Origin of the sequence: Treponema primitia ZAS-2, assembly GCF_000214375.1 — a bacterium.
Lineage (GTDB): Bacteria > Spirochaetota > Spirochaetia > Treponematales > Breznakiellaceae > Termitinema > Termitinema primitia.
In genome coordinates this window covers 2,881,996-2,903,814 of sequence record NC_015578.1, presented here as the reverse complement: position 1 = coordinate 2,903,814, position 21,819 = coordinate 2,881,996, and the positions used below count along the sequence as shown (strand labels likewise).

At 50.6% G+C, this 21,819-nt stretch carries 6 protein-coding genes; 3 read left to right on the top strand and 3 right to left on the bottom strand.

All coding sequences use genetic code 11. From position 1 onward, the window contains the following. Positions 1-2: 2 nt before the first annotated feature. Genes TREPR_RS12550 through TREPR_RS17940 form a run of 3 tightly spaced genes read right to left on the bottom strand, consistent with a single transcriptional unit; the run spans position 3 to position 4,530 of the window. Positions 3-1,058: a type II secretion system F family protein gene (locus TREPR_RS12550; protein ID WP_015708695.1), complete on the bottom strand. Its 1,056-nt coding sequence runs from the start codon at positions 1,056-1,058 to the stop codon at positions 3-5. Beyond that, positions 1,058-2,560, bottom strand: coding sequence for a GspE/PulE family protein (locus TREPR_RS12545; RefSeq protein WP_015708694.1), 1,503 nt, complete (start codon positions 2,558-2,560; stop codon positions 1,058-1,060). The genes TREPR_RS12550 and TREPR_RS12545 overlap by 1 nt, the downstream gene beginning before the upstream one ends. Then, positions 2,557-4,530, bottom strand: a complete 1,974-nt coding sequence (locus TREPR_RS17940) for a secretin N-terminal domain-containing protein (RefSeq protein WP_148257306.1) — start codon at positions 4,528-4,530, stop codon at positions 2,557-2,559. Before TREPR_RS17940 ends, TREPR_RS12545 begins: the two co-directional genes overlap by 4 nt. Before the next feature lie 205 nt (positions 4,531-4,735). Here TREPR_RS17940 and TREPR_RS12535 point away from each other — a divergent pair, with 205 nt between their 5' ends. The 3 genes from TREPR_RS12535 (at position 4,736) to TREPR_RS12525 (ending at position 21,806) form a co-directional block, all read left to right on the top strand. Beyond that, positions 4,736-5,173 (top strand): prepilin peptidase, encoded by a 438-nt coding sequence (locus tag TREPR_RS12535; RefSeq protein ID WP_245534735.1) that lies wholly within the window; start codon positions 4,736-4,738, stop codon positions 5,171-5,173. A gap of 154 nt (positions 5,174-5,327) precedes the next feature. Next, on the top strand, positions 5,328-6,869 hold the full coding sequence (locus tag TREPR_RS12530; protein WP_015708691.1) for a hypothetical protein: 1,542 nt from the start codon (positions 5,328-5,330) through the stop codon (positions 6,867-6,869). Positions 6,870-7,280: 411 nt separating this feature from the next. Continuing rightward, positions 7,281-21,806: an OmpL47-type beta-barrel domain-containing protein gene (locus TREPR_RS12525; protein WP_169313427.1), complete on the top strand. Its 14,526-nt coding sequence runs from the start codon at positions 7,281-7,283 to the stop codon at positions 21,804-21,806. The last annotated feature ends 13 nt before the right edge of the window (positions 21,807-21,819 follow it).

The window sequence follows — 21,819 nt, the reverse complement described above, 5'->3', positions numbered from 1 at the left end:
GTTTATAAAATTGTTCCATAAATTGAAAATAAAGGCAGTATTATTCCCACCACCAGGCCGAGTATCACCAGGCCGATAATTATAATCAGTACAGGTTCCAGAAGGAGAAGAAATTTTGAAGTTCTCTGTTCAAGTTCCTCCTGAAACCATGACCGGATCCTGGAAAATACCAGATCCGTTTTTCCTGCTTTTTCCCCCACGGCTACCCAGTGTCCCAGGTTTGAAGGAAGGGCCGTTTCTTTCAGAAACGCTGCGGCAAGGCTGCCGCCGTTCAATACCCGCTCCCTGACCTTGAGTAGTGATAAACGGTAGGCGCTGTTGGAAACCAGATTCGCCGCTTCTCCCAGTGCATTCTCCACGGCTATGCCCCCACCTGTAAGCACTTCCATGGCAAAACTAAAATTGAAGGTTTCCCAAGAACTGATATAGGGGCCTATCAAAGGCATGGATAGCAGGTGCAGGTCAATAAGCTTGTTGATTTCAGAAGACCCGCCTTTATTTTTCCTTATTACAATTAGAATGCACAGTATCAGTGTTAATAAAAACGACGGAATGATAAGGCCCGTTTCTATAATACGGATATTGCCCCGTACCGTGTTTCCGGCGTCACCGCCGAAACCGGCGAAGATCTGTTCCATCTTGGGCATTACGAAAAAAATCAGGCCCAGGGTTCCCAGGAAGGCGACCGCCAAAACCAGCACCGGATAGACCAGGGCGGCGGAAACCTTTTCCCGTAGTTTCTTCTGGTCCGAAAGGTAGACCCTGAGCCGGGGAAATATCCGCTCCACGGAGCCTGCTGCATTTCCCACACGGATCATGCCCCGGTAGATTGGGGGGAAGTATTCCTCAAGCTGATTCACTGCCTGGGCAAAGGAGGCGCCCTTGTGTATGTATTCCAGAAGCTGTTTCCCCAATGACGCGCCCCGGTTTCCCCGGGATGCTTCCTGGCCTGTTACGGTTAATACCTCCAGGGCATCTTTTATGGACAGCCCTGAATTCAGCAGTATTTCCATCATCTCGGTAAATTCCAGTACGGCCCTTTCCCTGTTCTTTGACATCAGGCGCCTCCGCTGGCCAGGATGATCTCCCGTTCTACTTCGGCGAGGGTGGTAATGCCCCCTAGGGCTTTCCCCAACCCGTCCTCAAGCAGGGTTTTCATACCCTGTTTTTGTAGATACCCCGTGAGGGCCGCCCCATTGGCCCGTCCCAGGATCAGGTCTTCAAGGCCGCTGCTGCTAGTGAACAGTTCTGCTGCTATGGTCCTCCCTGAAAACCCTGTAAAACCGCAGACGGAACAACCCTGCCCATGGTAGAGGGTGTCCGCAGAAATGTTCGCGGCAGCCAGGAAGCGCTGTTCCTCCGGTCCAGGGGTATAGGCCTCCTTGCAATTGGGGCAAATCCGGCGTACCAGGCGCTGGGCCGCCGCTCCCCGGAGCACCGAGGCGATCAGGTAGGGTTCAATGCCCATGTTGATAAGCCGGGGTATCACCGAAACAGCATCGTTGGTGTGCAGGGTTGACAGTACCAGGTGCCCGGTCAGGGCTGAGCGGAGGGCGATCTCCGCGGTGGCGGAATCCCGGATTTCTCCGATCATGATCACATTGGGGTCCTGCCTCAGTACCCTCCTGAGGAGTATGTCGAAACCCAGGCCTATCTGTTCATTGATCTGGATCTGGTTGACCCCGTCCATCAGAAATTCTACCGGGTCCTCAATGGCGACTATTTTTAACGAATCTGACACAATTTCCCTGAGCATGGCGTTCAGGGTAGTGGTCTTCCCGCTTCCTGTGGGGCCGGTGATGAGGATCAGCCCGTGGGGCATCCTGAGCAGCCGTTTCAGGGCCTGAACTTGTTCATCATGAAAACCCAGTTCCGTGAGTGAAACTGAAGCCTTTTTGCCCAGTATGCGCAGAACTATTGACTCGCCCCCGGCCACAGGCACTATGGATACCCGGAGATCCACCTGTTCGTTTCCAAGCTTTACGGTGATCCTGCCATCCTGGGGCTGGCGCCGTTCAAGGATGTTGAGGTTAGCCATAACCTTTATCCGGGAAGAAATTGCCGGAAAGCGGCTGCCTTCAATGGTTTTTACGGTCCGCAAAATACCGTCCAGGCGGTAACGTACACGCAGCCCCCCGGGAACGCCGGGCCGGGGACCTGTGGATTCCAGATGGATGTCCGATGCACCGGAACGTATGCCCTCGATACAGATGGAATTTACCAGGTTGATAATCGGCGCATCGTTTGCCAGTTTGTCCAGCAATACTGAATCATCCTCCGGCTCTTCCCGGTTTTCCGGCGCCTGAATCTCACCCAGCTTATTTCCCAGGTAGGCGGACAGTTCTGCCGGATCTATGGGGATAAAAACCACACTCTTTTTATGATAGTTACGGAGTATGCCCTTTATGAGTTCTTCGGCTTTTTCCGTAAAGCCGATTTCTACCAGCTTTTCATCCTCCCGGAGTTTGATAAATCCCCGGGCTTCGATGAATTCTATGGGGTATTGGGATCCCCCTTCCGGAATAGGTTCGTAATTTTCAAGGCTTGTGAATTTTGTCATTTTATATTTCCCTCAATAAAACTGTGGTAGTAACGTTCAAGCCTCAGGGAGCTATCCTGGCCTTCACTATCACTATCCCGGGAAAGATAGGGGACTATGTAAATGACTATCTCCGTCTTTTCCCGGGTATCCGACTGATCCCGGAAAAGCCTTCCCAAAAGGGGAATGCTTCCTAAAACCGGAACCTTTTTCACGATTTTGTTTGTACCTTCCTTCATGAGGCCGCTGAGTACCAGGGGCTTTCCCGATGGGGTACGGACCTGGGTATTCACCACCCGCTCGGAGGTTGTTGGCAGGGCAGTGGTGTCCCCGGGGGAATTGTTGTTCTGTTTTGACACAGTAGCGTTGACTGAAACAGTAATCATGTCGTCGCCGGATACCCACCCGTTCAGGGATACGATGAGCCCCGAGCTAATCTCCCTGGTTACACCGGTGCGGGAAACATTTCCCGTATCGGCGTCCACTTCAAATTCCTGGTAACGGTAGGTATCGGTATTCTGAAATTTAATTTCCTGCCCCGAAAGACCGTTCAGGGTGGTGTTGGCATAGACCTCGGCGGTATTTTCCCCCAACTGGAGGCTCAGGTTTGCTGCAAACTGGTAACCGAACTGGGCAACCACATCAAAACTCAGGTTCATTACATTGGACAGACTTCCCAGGAATGAAAGATCATCGGATTTTGATGGGTTGTTTGCAGAAATTCCGCCGCTGCTGCGGATTTCGCTGTTTTTCAAATATTCTATCACCAAAAGTTCATAGCGGATCTGCGGCCTGGGCCGGTCGATAAGGGCCAGTTCCTTCAGAAAAATTTCCCGCTTTTCCCTGGGGCCGGTAAAAAATACCAGGTTGGGAAAACCTGAGGCAAGAATTTCTTCCTTTCCTATCGATGGGGGCAGGGTCTTGAGTAATTCTTCGGTTTTAAGGTACTTCAGGCTTACCGGCCAGTTTTCCCCGGGCCGGTCTATCTGTTCAATAAAGGAAACAATAGGGTTTATCTCCGCTCCGGTACCTGTAACTATAACTGTGTTGGAGCCTTTATCAATTTTAATACTGTTTCCTGCCCCCAATTCAGAAGGAAGGAGGGCGGGAATTTCCTGGGCCGATAAGTAGTTTAGTGTGACAAGTTTTGTCTCTCTGAATTTTTTGATAATATCCCTGCGCTGTAATTCAATGACATAGTAGATATTGTCCCGGACCACATAATCAGCGTTTCCCTGTTCCAAGATAATCCCCAGCAGGGTGTCGAAGTCCTTTCCGGTATAGTAAAGATTTTCCAGCATGGTATCTGTTTTGGTCATAATGGCGTATTCCAGATCTGCCTTTTTGAAAAGCTCCGGGAGCAGTTCCAGAAACCGGGCGTTTTCCAGGGCTATGGCGTACTGATCCCCTGAGCGGCTGATTTCTCTTCCCGATGCGGAAAGACGGGGTGTGCCCTGGCTGCTGCGGCGTATATAGTAATAGGAATCCCCTTTCTCCAGGGCAAACTCAGGAAGTTTGCGGAGAAAAATATCCAGGGCCTGCTCCGGGCGAAGCCCCTCCATGTCCACCGTAAGGGTAGTGTTGGGCAGAAGATCGTAGAGTATGGTGGTGTTCCATATCCGGGCCAGGGTCTGGACAAGGCTTTCCAGCTCCAGCTCCCGGGCCCTCATGGTGACAAGGCCTGTCACACTGTTCAGGGATGCGTCTACCCGGGAAACACGAATGATGTTTCCATCCTTTTTATAGAAAAGATTATAAGAGGAAAGAAACGATTTCAGGGACTCTTCAAAATCCGAATCAGTAAAGTGGAAGGAAGCCGATCCTTCCACGGTTTCATCGGCTATGATGGAGGTCCCTGAAATTTCTGCCAGGGCCATGAGGATATCGCTTATACGCTGATTCCGGAAATCCATACTCCTCATCCGCTGGGCATGGAGGCCCTGGCTCAGGGACAGGGCCGTCAGGATTAGAAAGAAGATCCTTTGCTTCATATTACTACCTGTTTTCTTCAAAATTTTTTTGCCCCGGAACACATCCATTAAGAAAAGTGTTTCTGAAGCTGTCCCGCAGTACATGGCTGCCGGAATACCCCCTTTAGGGGTGAAAAGTGAAAAAATGCTTTAACGGAATGTAAAAATATTTAAAAATATTTTAGTTGTTTTTTTGTGGAAGGGGAGTATTATTAAGCGAGGGACAATGATGGCCTTGCCGGTATTTCTGACATTTTTATTCTTCGCCCTGCCTGCCTCCTGGATCGATATACGGAGTTTCCGCATCCCGGATCGGCTCATCTTTCCCGGCCTTGGGGCGGCATTGCTGGTTCAGGCGCTGGTAAGCCCCCGCTCCCTGCCCGGTGGAATAGGGGCAGCAGTGCTGAGCGTTCTTTTTTTCCTTTTTATCCGAAAAATAGCCGGAGGGCTCGGCCTGGGGGATGTCAAATTCGCCGCCCTCATGGGTTTATGCTGCGGCCCCTGGGTCAGTCTTGCCTTCCTCGGCGCAAGCCTCGCAGGGATACTGGGCTTCCTCTTCCTGAGGCTTTTCAAGAAGGATCAGTTCCGCCGCCCCTTGCCCTTCGCCCCATTCATGACCGCCGGAACAGTGGGGGTGTTTTTTCTGAGCAGGTTTTGTGCCTGAACTAAAGCATTCTATAGGGTAACGCCATGGCGCCGTTTTTTTAAAAATATTTTTCCTTCCGGTTAAAGCAAATTAAATAAGGGTCCGCTAAGGGTGTGTGAAAGGGGAAATGTTTTTTCTCCCCAAAATAGCACATCGCACTTGGGAGGCGGACATGAAGGGCTTTATCACAGGTATTCTTGTTTTTCTGGCGGGGCTTACCCTGTACGGGCAAGAAAATGGTTTTACGGCTGCGCTGCCAGCGGCCTTGCCGGTTGGGTTCTGGCCGGAGGAACGTAGGGTTACGGAAATGCAGGTGGTCCACGATTTGGACGGAGGCGTGTATATACCCTATATTGCGGATCGGGAATTCCGGGTCCTGAAGATGGGTAGGGATGAAGAGCCCCGCTTATATGACCCGGAAGGGTTTGAAAGCCCGGGGATCAGCGTCAGGAACCTCAAGCTTATGACCGGTGAGCCGGAGCAGTATACCGCCTTTATCGGAAAAAAGGACGGAAATGATGGGCTGTATATTTTTGGTGTTACCCACCGGGGGGAATATTCCTGCTACTTTGCCGAAGAGAGATTCGGCGCTGCTTCCATATTCGACTACTCCCTGGGCTGTTCTCCTGAGGGTGAAGTTCTTGTCAGCATACTTGCCGGGGGACGCCTCTATTTACTTACCGGGCCCGGTAGGGAGGATCGTCCTTGGACCAGAGAGGAAATTTCTTCCCCTTCTGAACAGGTAGATGCCTTTGATTTTTTTTATGGTATGGGTGGGATAAACTATGGCTGGTACCGCAACTTTTATGATGATCAGTGGGAAATAACCCTTTTTTCTGTGGGAACCCAGGGGCGCCTGATTCGGGAAAAAACAGGAGGTTCCTCCGCCACTTCCCGGCTGGATTGCCGGATTTTCCCCACCGGAATATCGGTTTTTACCCTCTGCCGGGACAGGGATATTGTGCTGTACCAGGGCAAGGATGGCGCCTTTACAAAATATCTGCATTTCACAGCACCGGTGAAGGTCCTGCAATATAGATCTGTCTTTGGGACCGGAGCTTCCATGGGATTATTGATAGGCCAGGCCAATGGTGAGGAATTGCTTTATGCGGTGACCCGCGAAAGTTCCGGTGTGCCCGTATTAAAACTGTTGTATTCCCTGCCCCCAGGAGAACTGCTGGATATTTTCATTACCGATGATAACCGGATTTCTCTGCTGTACTGTCGTGAGGAGGCTTGGCGTAACGCCCTTATCAGTTCGGATGGAGTCCTTATAAAGGATAACCGCCTGCAAATCCCGGGGAAACCGGTCAGGATACTTTATACGGGCGGGAATGAGTCACCGGAATTGTATGTCCTCAGCGTTATTTCTGGTTCAGCAGGTCAAAAAAACAGCGTTTCTGCTATTCTGGTTCATTGCCGTTTTGAAAGCGCAGCAGGCGCCTGGATAGTTTTACAGGAACCGGCTATTTCAGCCGCCTTGCCCGGGTCTGATTGGCATCCCACTGAAATTCCCGCACTTAACCCCTTCTATACCGAAGCTAAAGTTATAGCCGCCGTTTCTCCTGAGGCGCTAGCCTTCTTTCAAACCGAATCGGGGGAAAATCAGTTTTTGGAAAAACAAAGTCATGCCTGGAGTATCAGGCTTAACGGCGTTATATATCTGGCAACCTGGGCAAAGAATAGAGTCCGTCTTTACCGCATGGAGGAATAGTGTATGACTAAACGCATTAAATATTCCATTCTGAGCTGCCTGCTTTTTCTTACCATTCACCCTTTGCTGATGGCAGCAGATTATGTATATACCAAGAAAATAGACAATGATTATACTATTACCATTACCTTGAAAAATGCCACTAGTTATTTTACAAAAAACAATAAAAATTATTTCAAGGGGAATGGTATTCAGTTTGATATCAATGTTACAGCAATTAGTAGTACTGATTCTAGTTATATTACAACACTTATTTTTTATGATTGTGATACTAATAGTAATATGAGCGGTATTAATAATATTAGTGATTCATTCGACGTAAAAAGTTCTATCGGAAAACAAAATATATCGATAGATTTTTATATTGATCACTATGTTGTACCCCATACACAGTCAAGGCCGGTTTATAGCGTGCCGATAATTCAAGATTCATATTACCATTCAGTTTTGTATTCCGCCGATAACACCAGCCCATCTGTCGAAATAAACTCAGGCGGTAAGGCTATATCCGGTACGTATTATACCAACCAGAATGAAATAACCATAACCGGAAGCGCCTCCGATAGTGGTTCAGGTGTTAATACAGCAACATGGAAATATACCCTCAATGGCGGGGAATACAACGGGGGAAGCGTGACTCTGAAGACCGAAGGGAACTATCCGCTTACTTTTAAAGTTAAAGATAATATAGGAAATGAAGGAACAAAAAGCGGCGCCATTATAATTGACCGCACTAATCCGACAGTAAGCATAATGGCAAATCCTGCAAACGGCTGGACAAATGGTTCTTCTGTCAGATTAGACGCCCTTGGAAGCGATGTCCTTTCCGGTTTAGACCGGCAGTCTTGGCAATATTCTACCAATGGCGGTGTGTCATGGGCCTCGGCATCAGCGGCAAATAACAGTGTCACTATCACAAATGAAGAAGAAATGGATGTCCGTTTTAGGGTGAAAGACAAAGCCGGGAACACAGGTACTGCTTCCATAATCTGCGGTGTGGATAAAAAAGTGCCGGAAATGGAATTAAAAGGTGACAGGGGGGGCACCTGGACTGCAGAAAAACAAGAGGTCCTTGAAATCAAGGCAAGCGATGGGCTCTCGGGTATGGCGAGCCTGGACTATTCCCTGGATAATGGCTCCTGGGTTGGTATTAGTAGTTTTCAGGGGAAGATAACCATTACCGAGGATGGGGCGCATACCGCCATATTCCGGGCAAAGGACAAGGCCGGCAATGAAGCCAATCTTTCCGGCAGGGTTAATATTGATACTACCCCGCCTGTATTTACTGCTTCCCTGGACGGAATCGTGTGCAGAGAAGACGGGAACTGGAAAATCCCGCTGAAACTTACGGGTATCAGCGATTGGGGAAGCGGTTTTGATTTTGCTTCCCTGGCCTATTTTTTGGATGCTGGAAATAAAACAAAATTAAATGGAACCCGTATGGGGGCTGTCTTTAATAGCTTGATTTCAGTCAAGTCCCTTGCCGGGGGAAACCATACTATTAAGGTTTATGCTGAGGACATGGTTGGAAATATCCAGGAACAGTCTATTACCATTACTGTTGACGATGTTCCCCCGGTTATATCTCCTGGATCACTGCTCGCTGATACTCCTGAGAAAGCTGTTTGGACTAACCGGAATTATTTTGATTATACCATTATTGACCCGGGAACGGGGGTAAAAAGTAAATCCGTGGAATTAAAAACTCTGCTCCAAAGCGGTTTTTCATCGGCCTTTAGCGGCTTTACCCATGACGGCTCCCGGATAACATTCAGAAACGATGCGCCTGATGGAACTTACCAGGTACTTCTTACAGCATCGGACAATGCGAATAATATTGCGGAGCGGACATTCTATTTCAAGCTGGACCGTACTCCTCCAAGGATACTTCAGGAGGCATATAAATCGTCCCAGGGTAAAATTACTATCGCTGCCTTTGATGATTCCAGCGGAGTTGATGAAGCCGGATGGTACTCTGTTGTTCCGGGAGTATCCGGCCCCGGGGGATATACCATAGAGGCGCAAAGTCTCGGTGAGGGAAAATGGGAAAAGGAATTTACCCTAAAGGATAAGGCGGGCAATAGTGCAAAACAAGCAGTGGTGTTCTATATAGATTTAACCCCTCCCCAGGTTTCTCTGTCCCTACCCCCCTATGGCACGAAAGAAAAACTGCCGGTGACTATAAGTTCTGCTGATAATCTTTTGGAAATTACACACCTTTGGTACCGCCTGGACGGAGCCAAAACGGAATTAGAAAAGTCCCGTTGGAAATCAATGGAAATTGCCCTGGCTTCCCTGGCTGAGGGTAAACATACTATCAGGGCAGGGGGAACCGACGAAGTTGGAAACAGTGGTGAAGGGATAGAATATCAATTTATCATAGACAGAACCCCGCCGGAGCTTAGGGCCGGAGAATTTCGGGATGGGAATAATCCTGATCGTATCCTTGGAAAGGATGACTATACCGCCGGGGGAGGCGTCCTGGTAACCATAGCAGGTATAGACAAGTATATGCAAGGTGCAGAGGAGCATCAAGGAATAATAAAATATTATAGTTGGGGGACAACCCAGAAAAGCGATGTTCAGCCGGTATTTAGTCCAATGAACCAGTCGGAGGGAAATAAATTTGCCCTAAAGAACCTTAGGGATGGAATTAACTACGTCTATGTGCGGGCGGAGGACGGGGCAGGTAACTTTAGTAATACCCTTGCTTTTATTCTGTTACAGGATCAGAGCAGTCCCGGAGCTCCGGTGATACGCAGCAGCACCCATGCTGAAGCCCGGATTGTGGAACAGGCAAGCTTTTTATCCCGTGGGGAATTCACCTTCTCCCCTGCCTTTGGAATAAAGTCAGGTGCCAGGGCCTACAGGTACCGGCTGGAAAAGCTAATCATCCGTGAGGGACAAGAAGGGCCTGGGGTAACCATACTGGAAGGGCTGGTGAGTAATACTGATCAGGAGGGAAAAGGCCGGCTTTCTCTGGAGCTTGAGGATAATGATGAGTATGAATTCTACCGTCTGGCAGTATCCTGTATCGGCGGAAATTACAATGCCGGCTCTGAGGGGCTTTACAGGTTCCGTGTGGATACCGAAGCCCCCGGGGACCTTCGTATACAGGCAATACCCCAGGCGGAAAGTTCCTTCTGGTATAACCAGGGGGATACCCTGATCCGGTGGAACAAACCCCGGGATATGACCGGGGTTGCAGAGTACCGCTACCGCCTCAGTGATGCCAGCAGCGAAATTTCCAGTACAGGCGGGGAAGCAGAACTTCGGGCGGAAGATCCTTTGCTCTGGGATCATACACCGGATACAGTAATTACGGCGAACCTTCGGGATCTACTGGGTGATTCGGGGGCCGGTACTGTGCATGTTGGGGTCTGGGCCATTGACTATGCGGGGAACCGGAAATTTGGGACAAATTCATTTAAGGTTGATTTTATTCCGCCGGAATTCAAAAACACTAAGCTTGCCTTTGCGGATGCTGAGAATATCACCGGCAAGGGTAAACTGGTTTTCTGGGGGAAGCTTGATGACCGGGACTCAGGGGTCGATCATGTGACACTTTTGGTTACCAATAATGGTATTACCAGGAGCTATACCCTGGGGCCGGATACAGAGGAATATATCATTTCACCTCTGGATGATAACCAGGTATTTACGGTGGTTCTTCGAGCTTATGACAGGGCAGGAAATTTCACTGAGCAATGGGGCGCATGCGCCACCGGGAATGTTCCTGTCCCTGAAACCTATTCAATACCCTACCAGGAAATGATTAACGGATACCGCTTGACCGGTATGAGAATTATTGGCCAGGAAAGTACTTCTTATGCTGATATAGTATTACATGTTCCTGATGGAATTGACATGAGTAGTATTACTGTTTTTGATGGCAGTGAAATCAGGAAGCCTCTGGATTTCCTGATTTTTGAAGAAACCGATGAAGGGGAGGGCGTTTTTAGGGGCGGGCGCAGCGGAAGCGGCAGATACGAACTCCGCTCAGGGGGATTTACCTTGGAGGGGAGTGTGATCGGCTTTGACCGCACCCGGGGGCTCACTGTTGGGGATTCGGCCTACACCCGGCCGGTGATTGAGGATGGCCGGAGAAAGGACCGTACCGCAGCCCTGGGAACCGCATCTGTGGGGAACCCGCCTATGAGCATTGTAAGCAGTAACAGAGTTTCTATTGGAAATAAAGGGAGTATCGAAAGCTATACCGGCAGTGGGTCTGGGTTTACCCTGACGGATGTTGAAGAACTTGGCCTGGGAAACGGCAGAGAATGGTTTACCGGGGAAGATCTGTCCTTCGACAGGGATCTGTTTGACCGCCTGGGTATCTCCCTTGAGCCTGCCGTTGAAGGGGAAACCCTCAGGCTCCGCCAGAGCCGTATGGACCCGGCAAGCATGAACCTTGGTGCGGAACTGGATATTTCCGCGGATAAACCCCTGAACCTTACCATGGCGGATACGGTATATGGGGTGCGGAAGGGGGGACTGCGCGGGAGTTCCCTGGAAATCTACGAAGCTGTCCTGTCCCTTCCCCAGGGCTATGAGCCCAGGGAACTGGAGATCCGCAATTTTATTATCGACTCCCTGACCGGCCTTGTGAAGTGCGGGCCTGATTTTGCCGCCGGTACTTCCGGCGAAGATTCCCGCGCTCTGGTGACGGTTACAATACCTGAAGGCGGCGCAGTATTTGAAGGGACAAGCATATATTTTGATACCCGGGGCCGCCTCATGGTTTCAGGAACCTTAAGCTCCGGCCTATACGGGGTTTTTAAAACAGGAGATACGCAGCTCACCAACTTAGGTATTAACTGGGAGTCCGGCCCGGGGATAAGCGGGTTTTCTGCCCTTGTCCACGGCTTTGCCGTAACAGGCCATCAAACGCGGCTTAGCGCAAAGGGCATATATGTTGCGGAAGGAACCATTGATATTTGGGGTAACAGGCTGGGCATTAACGGTCTCGGCTTGAAAGAAGGTGAACCGAACGGGGTATACAGTGACGGGATCATTACCGGCGAGTTTTCAGGAGATCCCGGATACGGTTCATTGCTAAAGGTCAGCTCTGCAGCGCTTATGGATCCGGGCTTATTTGGAACCATTGCAGTTCCCCTGAGCCCGGATATTAGCGATCAGACCGGGGAAAGGTTCCTGAATTTCACCGGGGCAAAACTTGAAAGTGACGGGGCTGTCCGGGGAAATTACCCCGGGGAAAGGGCCTTCGGTATTGCCGGCGCCCTACTCAGGGCCGAGAATATCCTGTTTGAAGATGGGCTGCTGCGGATTGGAAAGGGAAGCCTGGAGCCTGTCCCTAACCTTGATTCCGGTTCCCTTGTTTTTACCGGTCTCAGTTTAAACAGTAATGGTGTGTTTTCAAAGGGCATTGCGAAGGGAAACCGTCAATTTAATGCCGGCGGATGGAATGTTAAGTATAAAGAATTGTATTTTGACGGGGGAGGCATTAATGGGCGGGGCTTTATCAATCTGCCTGAAAAACTGGGGAGCCGGACGCTGGAATTTCCCGAAAGCCGAATTTCTCCGGAAGGGCTTTTTGCCAGCAGTGTTCTTCAGGAGGTTCGGGATATTTTAATAATCAAAGGCCTGTCCCTTTCTGTGGATGGGGTTTCCCTGAAAGCTCTGAATGAAGGCTATGTCCTGGAAGCAGCGTATCCCCTTCTTTCGTTAATGGAAATTAACGGGCCTGATATACTCTTTGGAAAAACGCAGTTTAACTGTGATGGTACTGTTTTTTTGGGAGAGAAAGAGTGGAGAACTATCTCCTTTAGCTCCCGTAATGGGTACCCCATGGAGACGAAAAATGCGGGGATAGAAAATGACGGCCTCGCCCTGGAGGGTTCCCTTACATTCCAGTGGGGGGACCGGCAAATATCCTTCCCCGCAGGGAAATTCTATTTCCGTCCGGATCTTAGCCTGACAGGGGCAGGCCCGGACACAGGTACCCTGTTCAACTACGCCGGCTGGTCCATTAGGGGTGAAAATATAAGGTTTGATCCTGACCGGATACGGATTGGATTAGGCAAGGTTTTGTACCGGGAGATAGAATTTAATATAGGCGAGATAGTTATCAGTCTGGAGGGAAAACTATTTAACCGGGTAATCAGTAAACAGGATATCTCAGTTTCGCTATTTGGCTCAGGGGCTAGGATTACCGAGACAAGGTTTTCCGAAGATGGCATTGAAGCGTCGGTGGCCATTACCCTGCCCAAACTGTTGGGTGGCAAATCCTTTGATTTTGAAAAAGTGGGTCTCCGCCAGAATGGCGAATTCCGGATAGAGAAAAAAATTGACAAGATAGGTTTTACCGCCCAGGGTTTTACGTTTTCTATGGAGGATATTTTCCTGGATGAAAATGGCCTTCTGGCGGAAAAGACCATGATAACCCTGCCCGTATCTATGGAGGGTGTTACTATCAGTGCCAATGGGGTATGGATTTCTAATACCGGGAAGCTTACCCTGGAAAATGCCCAGGTTAGCCCCTTTACCCTGTGGAATATGGAATTCAAGCTGAGTAATTTTTCTATCCAAAATGAGCTGGTTAACCTTGAGGGCAGCATTCGACTTCCTCAGGATATAGCCGGAGAATTGGCGGGCAGGGAAATTCGTATCAACGATTTTACGGCAGATCTTGCAGGGAAAATAAAATCCATTGATATACACTTGGATGGGGAGTACAAAGTTCCCTTTGCAGGGGTCTGGGATCTCATCTTCCGGAATGTCTCGGTTACCTATGCTGCGGGGCAGCCCTGGATTGTCGCAGAGCAGGTAAAGCTCCTGTTTCCCGTGGAATACAAAGTTGATAACGCATACATCGACCATGTCAAATTCAACCCCATCTCAGGAAAATTTGAATTTGCGGATATTACCCTGGAGGGCAAGGCCCCTCTTAATATAGGGTTCTGCGGCATTGATTTTTACCTGAACAGGCTGAGCGTCAATTCCGAACGGACCATCGCTTTTAGCGGCTCAGTGCAATTCCCCGCTTCCGGGATGCCGGATTTTATAGCAGGCAAAACAGCGGAGGTGAAAAATTTTGAGATCCGCCGGGATGGTTCCCTGGGAAATATGAATATCAGCCTCGATGGGCTTGAGGGGGCTATCATTCCGTATATGAAGGGGCTGAGCCTGAAAAAGGGGAGCGTCTCCCTGCTTAAAGAAGGGGAGAAGTCCCTGGCCATGAGCATAGCAGGCAATATCAGCTTTGGAAAGGATATGCCCGAATGGGTGGCCGGAACATCCTTAAAGATAGATACTTTTACTTTCGATACTGCTTCACTTGAAATTACCCGTTTGAAGGCATCAGTTACCCTGCCCACCGCCAATGCTCTGGGGAACCTGTTTTCAAAACTCACCATCGGTATTGACTGGAACGAGGTAAAACAGACCGGTTTTCTGAACCTCTCGGGCAGCCTGATTCTACCCAACAGTTTTCCTGATGTTTTTGCCGGCCAGGAAGCGAAGATCAACAATTTTAAAATAGGCTTTGATGGGGTTATCCAGTCCTTTACAGCAAAATACAATTCTGAAAAGGGGAAGGTGTATAATGCTTTCAGCGCGGTTCAGCTGAGGGATATTGCCATTGAAGCTTCCCTCAAAAAAGAGGTGATGAAATTTGACCTTGCAGGAACGGTGATACTTCAGGAGGGTAAATTTCCTGCGGGTATAGGGGGGCTGCAAACCGCTATTGCTATGGAATTTGATACGGTTTCGGGGCTGAAAAGCGCTTCCGCATCGGCGGCTTTGCCGCAGAATAAACTCTTCGATGTTATGGAACTGATGAACGGCGCCTTTTCCATTTCAAAACAAGAAGGGAGTCCCCTGGAGGTATCCATTGCAGGGAAACTGAAGCTGCCGGATAATTTTCCTGAAGGGCTCCGGGGAACCACTGTTAATATAGGGAAATTTACTATAAATACTGCCGGGGAAATTGCAGACCTTAATATCGGTGTTGAAGGGCTGAATGTTAAAATATTCAATGCCGTTAATTTAAGCAATGGACGTCTTTTCTTCAAAAAAGGTACAGGGCATGAATTCCTTATAGACGTGGGTGGAAAAATCAGTATTACCAGGCCGGGCCTGCCTGAGGCAATTAGTAAGGCCTCTCTTGAGATCAGAAAATTTGAGCTATCCACCAAGGATGGGCTTAAGGCCTTTGATGTGGGATTAAGTACCGGTACAAAGCTTGAGTTTCCCATCCTTGGAGGTATCAAAATCAGTGTTACTTCTCTGGGAGTAAGCAATTCAGGATTAAGCCTCAGCGCTGGCGCCGAATTTCCCTCAAATTATCCTGGGTTAGCCAATATCAGGATTGCTCTCAAGGTTCTCAAATTTAGCTGGGACGGTACCCTGATGGATATACAGGGCGGCTTTTCAAATGCTGCAATAAACATTGGAGGATTTACCGTAAAGTTTGAAGAACTTTTCTTTGAAAGGGACAGCTCAAACCAGTTCTGGGTAACCCTAAAAAGCTGCCGCCTGGAGATCCCTGCGAATTTTGGCAGTTTCGGCGGTCAGTATGTGGCTCTGAAGAATGCAAAATTCAACCCAAAGAACGGCAGCTTCCTCGGGGATATTGAGATATCGAAGATTCAAACCGTAATTGCCGGATTCACCCTGATTATGGATAAGCCTGCCTTGGAATTTTCCCAGGGTCGTATTAGTTTTTCTAAGGTTACCCTGAAGCTTCCTGATTTTATTGCCCCTAAGGGAGAGCTTGCCCTGAAAAATGTAAGCCTTTCGGCTGCCAATGGTTTACAGGTCGGCGGGGGTTCAATAAAACTGCCGAGTTTCGATGTAGGTGTTTTATCTTTTAGTAATATCCAGGTTGAATTCTCTATTACCGATGGTGAATATATCCTGGGTGGCGGTGGTTCAGTATTAATACCCGGGGCAGGGAATATTGGCGTTATTATTTCCTTTGCAACAAAATCATCAACCTATCCATTAGGGCTTAAGCAGGCGGAGTTTTCTTATATCGTGGCTATGGGCGGTATTCCCCTGGGTAATAGCGGGTTGTTTTTGAGCGGCATAAAGGGCGGCATTGCCTATGGTCCCCCGGATGAGGTACCGGGTTTTTATCGGGGGATGTTTAACAGCAAGGGGCCGCGGCTGGTCATGGGGCTCCATGTAGGGGATTACTATGGAGGTACTATCATTGGTATGGCTCCCACAGTCTGGGTGGATATTACCAACGGTATCTGGGCTTTTGAGGGGACTGCATTGGTACTACGGGGCGCTCTTAATATTAGTGCCACTACGAGCGCTACCCTGGGTAGGCAGGGTTTCGTAGGGGATTTCTATGTCAGCTTAAGTTACGCCGAAGGCGGGGTTACCATTTATATCTTTGATAAACAAGGAACCACCATTTTATCCGGAGTGGGGTACGTCAGGTTTGGCCTGGCAAAAGGCGCTATTATTAATAGCTGGTTGATAAAAATACCCACCGGTAACATGTGGCTTGCCAGAATTTCTGCGGACTTTGGAAGATTTAGCAACGGAAGATCAGGATTTAAAGGAAGTGTCGACCTGCCTCTCGTCGGGTATGTGGGAGTATTTGTGGGTCCCGGGGTCTTTGACTTTGGCGCCCTCTCCAGCTACCAAATAGAAAAACCAAGCTGGACACAAAGCTTCAGGCCGGCACTTGTCCCCGGTGAAAATCCGGATACCCTTTCGCAGGACAGCTATGACCGGCCAGGGGATGATGATCTGATATACAGTGTGTTTGTCCCGCCGGGAAATAAGGATATAGCCGCGCCCCTGAACATGCTCCAGGCGGAATATGGCAGAATGGATAAAATTCCCCCTTCAGGACTTCAACGGCTCATTGTGATCCTTACGTACTCCGATGGGGCGCCTGAATTAACGGTACGTTCCCCTTCGGGGATAGAATACCGCGAGGGGTATCCGGGAATGGAAACGGTGCTTGTGGAGGGGGGCATTGTTTTTTCTATCCCCTCAAACGAAGCGGGAATTTGGCAGCTTCGGGTGCAGGAGCTGGAAGAGAAGTACTATGAATTAAGTGTCCTGGGCAGCAAAGCTCTGCCGGTGATGAATATCCGGGAGCCTTCCTACGGGCTGGAGAAGGTTGTTTCGGAACTGCGGGTACAGGGAACAACGGATCAGAGCGGGCGCTCTTTCCGTATCTTTGCCCGGGAAGCAGAAGGGCTGCCGGCTATGGAATTGGGAACCCGGATGACCAGGGCGGATGGCAGTTTTGATGTGACTGTACCGGTGTTTGATCTTTGCGATGGGGAATACTATATCTGCGCAGAGTTTGAAACCACGGGAACCGAGGTTTCTCCCATGGTGTATGCTCCGGGAAAAATCCTGGTTGAAAGGAGCGATCTGCCCCTGCTCGCCCCGGCAAATTTAACAGCTGCGGAAACCAATGTAGGTACCCTGAGCCTGCGGTGGGCTAATGCCAATGGAGGACGTACAGGTGGGTACAAGCTCAGAATAGTGAATGTCAGGGAGGATACGGAATCCATACTGTATGTGGGTAATATTACTAGCCTTGATCTCCCGGGTTATGAAGCGGGGCAGGAACTGTCCTTCGCGATTTGCACCCTGGATTCTGAGTACAAGGCCGGTCCTTGGTCTGATCCGGTAACCATGGTTTTCGGATCAGAAAGGCCGGTTTGGAACAGCCCGGCGGTATACTCAAAACGGATCGAAGCTCGGGGTACAATAGGCGGATTTGTGGAGGGCAGGATACAGGGCAGGGTTGAAAATTTCAAGTTACAGGGTGATGCCTCTGATTATATCGGAGCCCGTTATGCAGGAGCGGAGCAGGATAGCTTCCTGAACATCCATTTTGCAGGTCCCGTAAGAATCGACGGTCCGATTTTTGAGATGCCCTGGTATATGGGTATAGCAGAAACAATGACCCCCGGACTCTACGAATATCCCTGGGAGCTTTTCAATGAGGCCAATGGCGCCTTGAGCAGTCCCTTTACCTTGGTAATAGATCTAAGGTGGCCGCAGCCTGATATCAGTGCAGTGGAGCCTGCTGAGATAGACCCCGGGCTTGAAAATGTTCTTACCATCTATGGGAACGGGTTTATGCCCGGCTCCAGGGTTTTTTGGGAAGGGGAAGAGCTGGCCATCCTTGAAGCGGATCCGTCTCCCGGTTTTCTACGGGCACTCCTGCCCAGGATCAGGGACATGGAAGCGCTTAGGGCAAAGGACGGCAAGGGTGAATTGACCCTTGAAGGTCCCGGGGGAGATAGGGCCCGGTTCACAGTAACGGTGCTGCTGCCGGATTGGCGGCTTACCAACTATACCCTTAGCGCAGAAACTGTTCCAGGGGGAAAGCTAAACTATGCCTTTGGGGCACTATCCCTGAATGGGTTTGAGGGACCCCTATCCTTCCGTATTCTTGAGAAGCCCGATGAGCTGGATATTAGTCTGCCCCTGCCGGTCCTCACTGCCGGAGGACGGACCACCGGGGGCATAAAGGTAGAGGCCAGGGAAAATGCCGCTCCGGGAATTTACAAGATTAATATTGAAGGGCAAAGGGGGAAATTTTTTGAGCTGATCACCATAGTACGGGAAGAGCTGCCCTCTGCCCGGCTCTCCAGTGTTGTCCCCAGAGCGGCCTACAGGGGTGAGGATGTCCATCTCTACGGGTACGGTTTTGGTTCAAAGGGAACCCTGTACCTCAATGAACAGGTTATACCGGCGAAGTCCTGGTCCGGAGAAGAAATAGTGTTCACCACCCCCGATGATGGGGCAAGCGGGAAACTCCGGATCCTTGTGGGGGGGAACGAAAGTAATGTCCTGAACTTTACTGTAAGGGAACGGGGTTTTATCATGTACCCATCAGCCTCTGATATTGAACTGGCTGCGGGTGAAGGAAAAACTATTAATATTACTATTAGCGGGTATGACGACATGGTGGAACTTAGCACAGAATGTGAGGAGAATGCGCCATTTGCCGCGGTGTTGGAAAAATCAGAGATCCGTCCCGGAGATTCGGTCGGATTGACGATACGGGCTGAACCCTTCGCCGCTAACGGCCTGTGGAAAATAGCCATCCGCGGAAGGAGCCGGGGTTTTGAGGTGACTGAGGGAATTACGGTACGCATCGGGAGTTCCCTCATCATTACTACTTCTAAATTACCGGATGGCTATGTAGAGCAGAGTTATTCCGGCGAAATCATCAGCCGTAATGCCCGGGGAATTACCGAGTACCGGGTTATCCGGGGCAGCCTGCCCCCGGGGCTTTCTCTGAGCCTCCGGGGAATTATCAGCGGGCGTCCCCTGGAGCGGGGTCAGTACCCGGTGGAGATTGAGGTGCAGGATGGCAAAGGCTGGAAGGACAGCCGATCCTACACCATCACTGTGTGGGAGGAAATTTGGGGCCAGGAAGGCCGGGATGGAGGTCGGAGCCGGTCGGTGGTATCGGATCTTCCTGCTTCAGGAGATCAGGCTTGGACCGTTCAGGGCAATGCCCCGGTATTACAGATCCTCGGGGTGGAAAATCTAATTATTATCCGCGGCCAGGGCGGCCTTGGGGCTCTCAGGATCAGGGATGGAAGCCAGGCCTGGAAAATTGAAGGCCTTTACAGGCAGTTGATCTGCGCCGGGGGCAGGCTCTACGCTCTGACAGGGGAAACCTTGGAAGTCCGTGACCCCCTTACAGGAAATCTGCTCTGGACCCGGGAAGGGATACTGGCTATCAGTAGCGATGGCGCCACGCTTATGGAGCTGACGCCAACGGCTTTGTTTTTCAGAAACCCAGCACGGGGAACCCTGATCGAGGAAAGGAAAAGAACCATCCCAGTAGCAGAAACTTTGTGGGTATACGGAACCCTGTATGAGATACAGGGGAGCCGCTTGATACCCCTGTACGGTCCCGGCAAGCCCTGGGATGCGGGAGAAGAGATACTCGCCATAGGGGCGGATTCTCGGGGTGGGGTTGCGGTAACAGCCGAATCCCTGATCCTCTTTGACAATGAATTAAGAGAAATACTGCGCGTACAGGGGGCCCACAGCCCTGATACCCTGATATCCCTAACCGAAGCGGGAGTCTCCCTGCTGGACAGGGGGCGCCTCAGCTCCTATAAACGGGATGATCTTTCGCTCCAGTGGCAGAGGCAAATAGGGCTTAGGGATAAAACCGGAGCCGCGGGGCAGGATGATGCTGTACCGGGGAACGGAAAGGAGAAAACCATTGTTGCCGGCAAAGAAGGGTTAAGTGTGTTTAACCGCTATACCGGCGGTAGTATCTGGCGGGATGCCAGGGCCTATGGCGCATTTGCCCTCTACCACGAGGGTATCTACGCCGCAGACACGGATGGTGTCATCCATGCCTTCAAGGGTCACCCGAATATCCAGGCCCCTGTAACAGAACTGCGCGTCACCCCTGCTGCGCCCGATGGCTCCCAGGGTTGGTATACCCAGAACCCATTGCTTGAGATTATCAGCACGGATATTGAAACCTATGCGGCGGAGATCCCCATGCAGCATAATAGTGATTCCTGGGAGGAAGCCCCGGCGTCCCTGGTTCTGGAAGACGGGGAACACATGATCCGTGCCTATGGCGTCGATACCCGGGGCTTAAGGGGAAAAGATGTGCAGGTACAACTTAAAGTTGACTCAGGAGCGCCTGAGAGTTCCTTTACCCTTAGCCCGGTTGAAAGGGAAGGTGGCTGGTACAACAGCACAGTAACCCTCTCTCTGGAAGTCCAGGATAGTGTATCCGGTATAGACTGGATTTGGGATTCCACAGGCGCCTATACCGCCCCGGTGGTCTTTGCGGATCAGGGGGTACACCATTACTCCTGGTATGCCCTGGATAAAGCGGGTAATCGGGAAGAGATTCGCAGTAAAGATATTAGAATTGACTTTGAACCTCCTCTAATGGAAGTTTCGGTATTGTACGATCAGGGAATGGGGGAACTGACCCTGAAGGCCCGGGATGCCCTGTCCGGTGTAGCCCGTATTGAATACCGGGTCAACAATGGCCCGGTGGAAATCTACAGGGAACCTGTTGTTTTTATGGAAGAAGGGGGATACAGGGTTTTCTACCGGGGGGTGGACCGGGCTGATAACAGCGGTTCCTGGCAGGCTTGTGATGTTTGGGTTGCCCCCAACAGGTCGACTGTTTCTATGATTGACCATGCAGAGATAAACGGCGCGGAACGGGCCGTGATGTACCATGCCCATAACGGCATGCCCCTTATCAGAGGCGGGGAAGATATGGATATTGGATCATCCAGCCACAGGGATACTGCGGCCATGACCAGGCTGCCGTCCTACACCCTGGGGGCGGAGTACATACTCTGGGAAGAAGGGGATGAGCTTTTGGACGAAAGGGCTGGTATCCGTTTCCGGGTACTGCGGGACGCCGTGGTCTACCTCTTCCTGCCCAAAAAGACAGAAGCTCCTCCAGCTTGGGGTTTTGTGGAGGAGCGGGGGGAACTTAACCGCTTCTATTATCCCGGCGGTGTATCGGTTTACATGCGGCGTTACGGCGCTCAGGCTGTGGTGGAACTTCCCGGCACACCAGCCGGGTTGTCCCAGCCCCTGATCATGGTGCAGGAACGGGGCAGCGTTGTTGCGGATATTCTGGTTCGGCAGGAAATTGTCGAGGCTGATGCTGTGGAATCCGCGCAACTTGCAACACCGACTTTAGTCGGCAAGTTCCCCGCGCAGGTATTCATCCTGGAAGCCCTGGTACAGCCTTGGCAGTACAGGCGCCGTCTGCCCCTGCGGGAACGCTGGCTGGTCTACGGCGATGAGGGGTGGATGCCCCTGGAGGGAAACCGCTGGGAAGCCGCGGAGGTGGCGATTGGGGAAAGCGGCCATCTGCGGTTCAGGCTGGAACTCTATACCCCCGACGGGGTGGTGGAGTACAGGGCGGAAAAGGCAGTGGAGCTGGACGGCGATTTTGTAGAAGAACAGGAAAACTAAGTGAATATTTGTG

Coding starts and splice junctions, on each gene's coding strand:
- TREPR_RS12550 (WP_015708695.1), bottom strand. CDS start 1,058: ATGTCAAAGAACAGGGAAAGGGCCGTACTGGAATTTACCGAGATGATG.
- TREPR_RS12545 (WP_015708694.1), bottom strand. CDS start 2,560: ATGACAAAATTCACAAGCCTTGAAAATTACGAACCTATTCCGGAAGGG.
- TREPR_RS17940 (WP_148257306.1), bottom strand. CDS start 4,530: ATGAAGCAAAGGATCTTCTTTCTAATCCTGACGGCCCTGTCCCTGAGC.
- TREPR_RS12535 (WP_245534735.1), top strand. CDS start 4,736: ATGATGGCCTTGCCGGTATTTCTGACATTTTTATTCTTCGCCCTGCCT.
- TREPR_RS12530 (WP_015708691.1), top strand. CDS start 5,328: ATGAAGGGCTTTATCACAGGTATTCTTGTTTTTCTGGCGGGGCTTACC.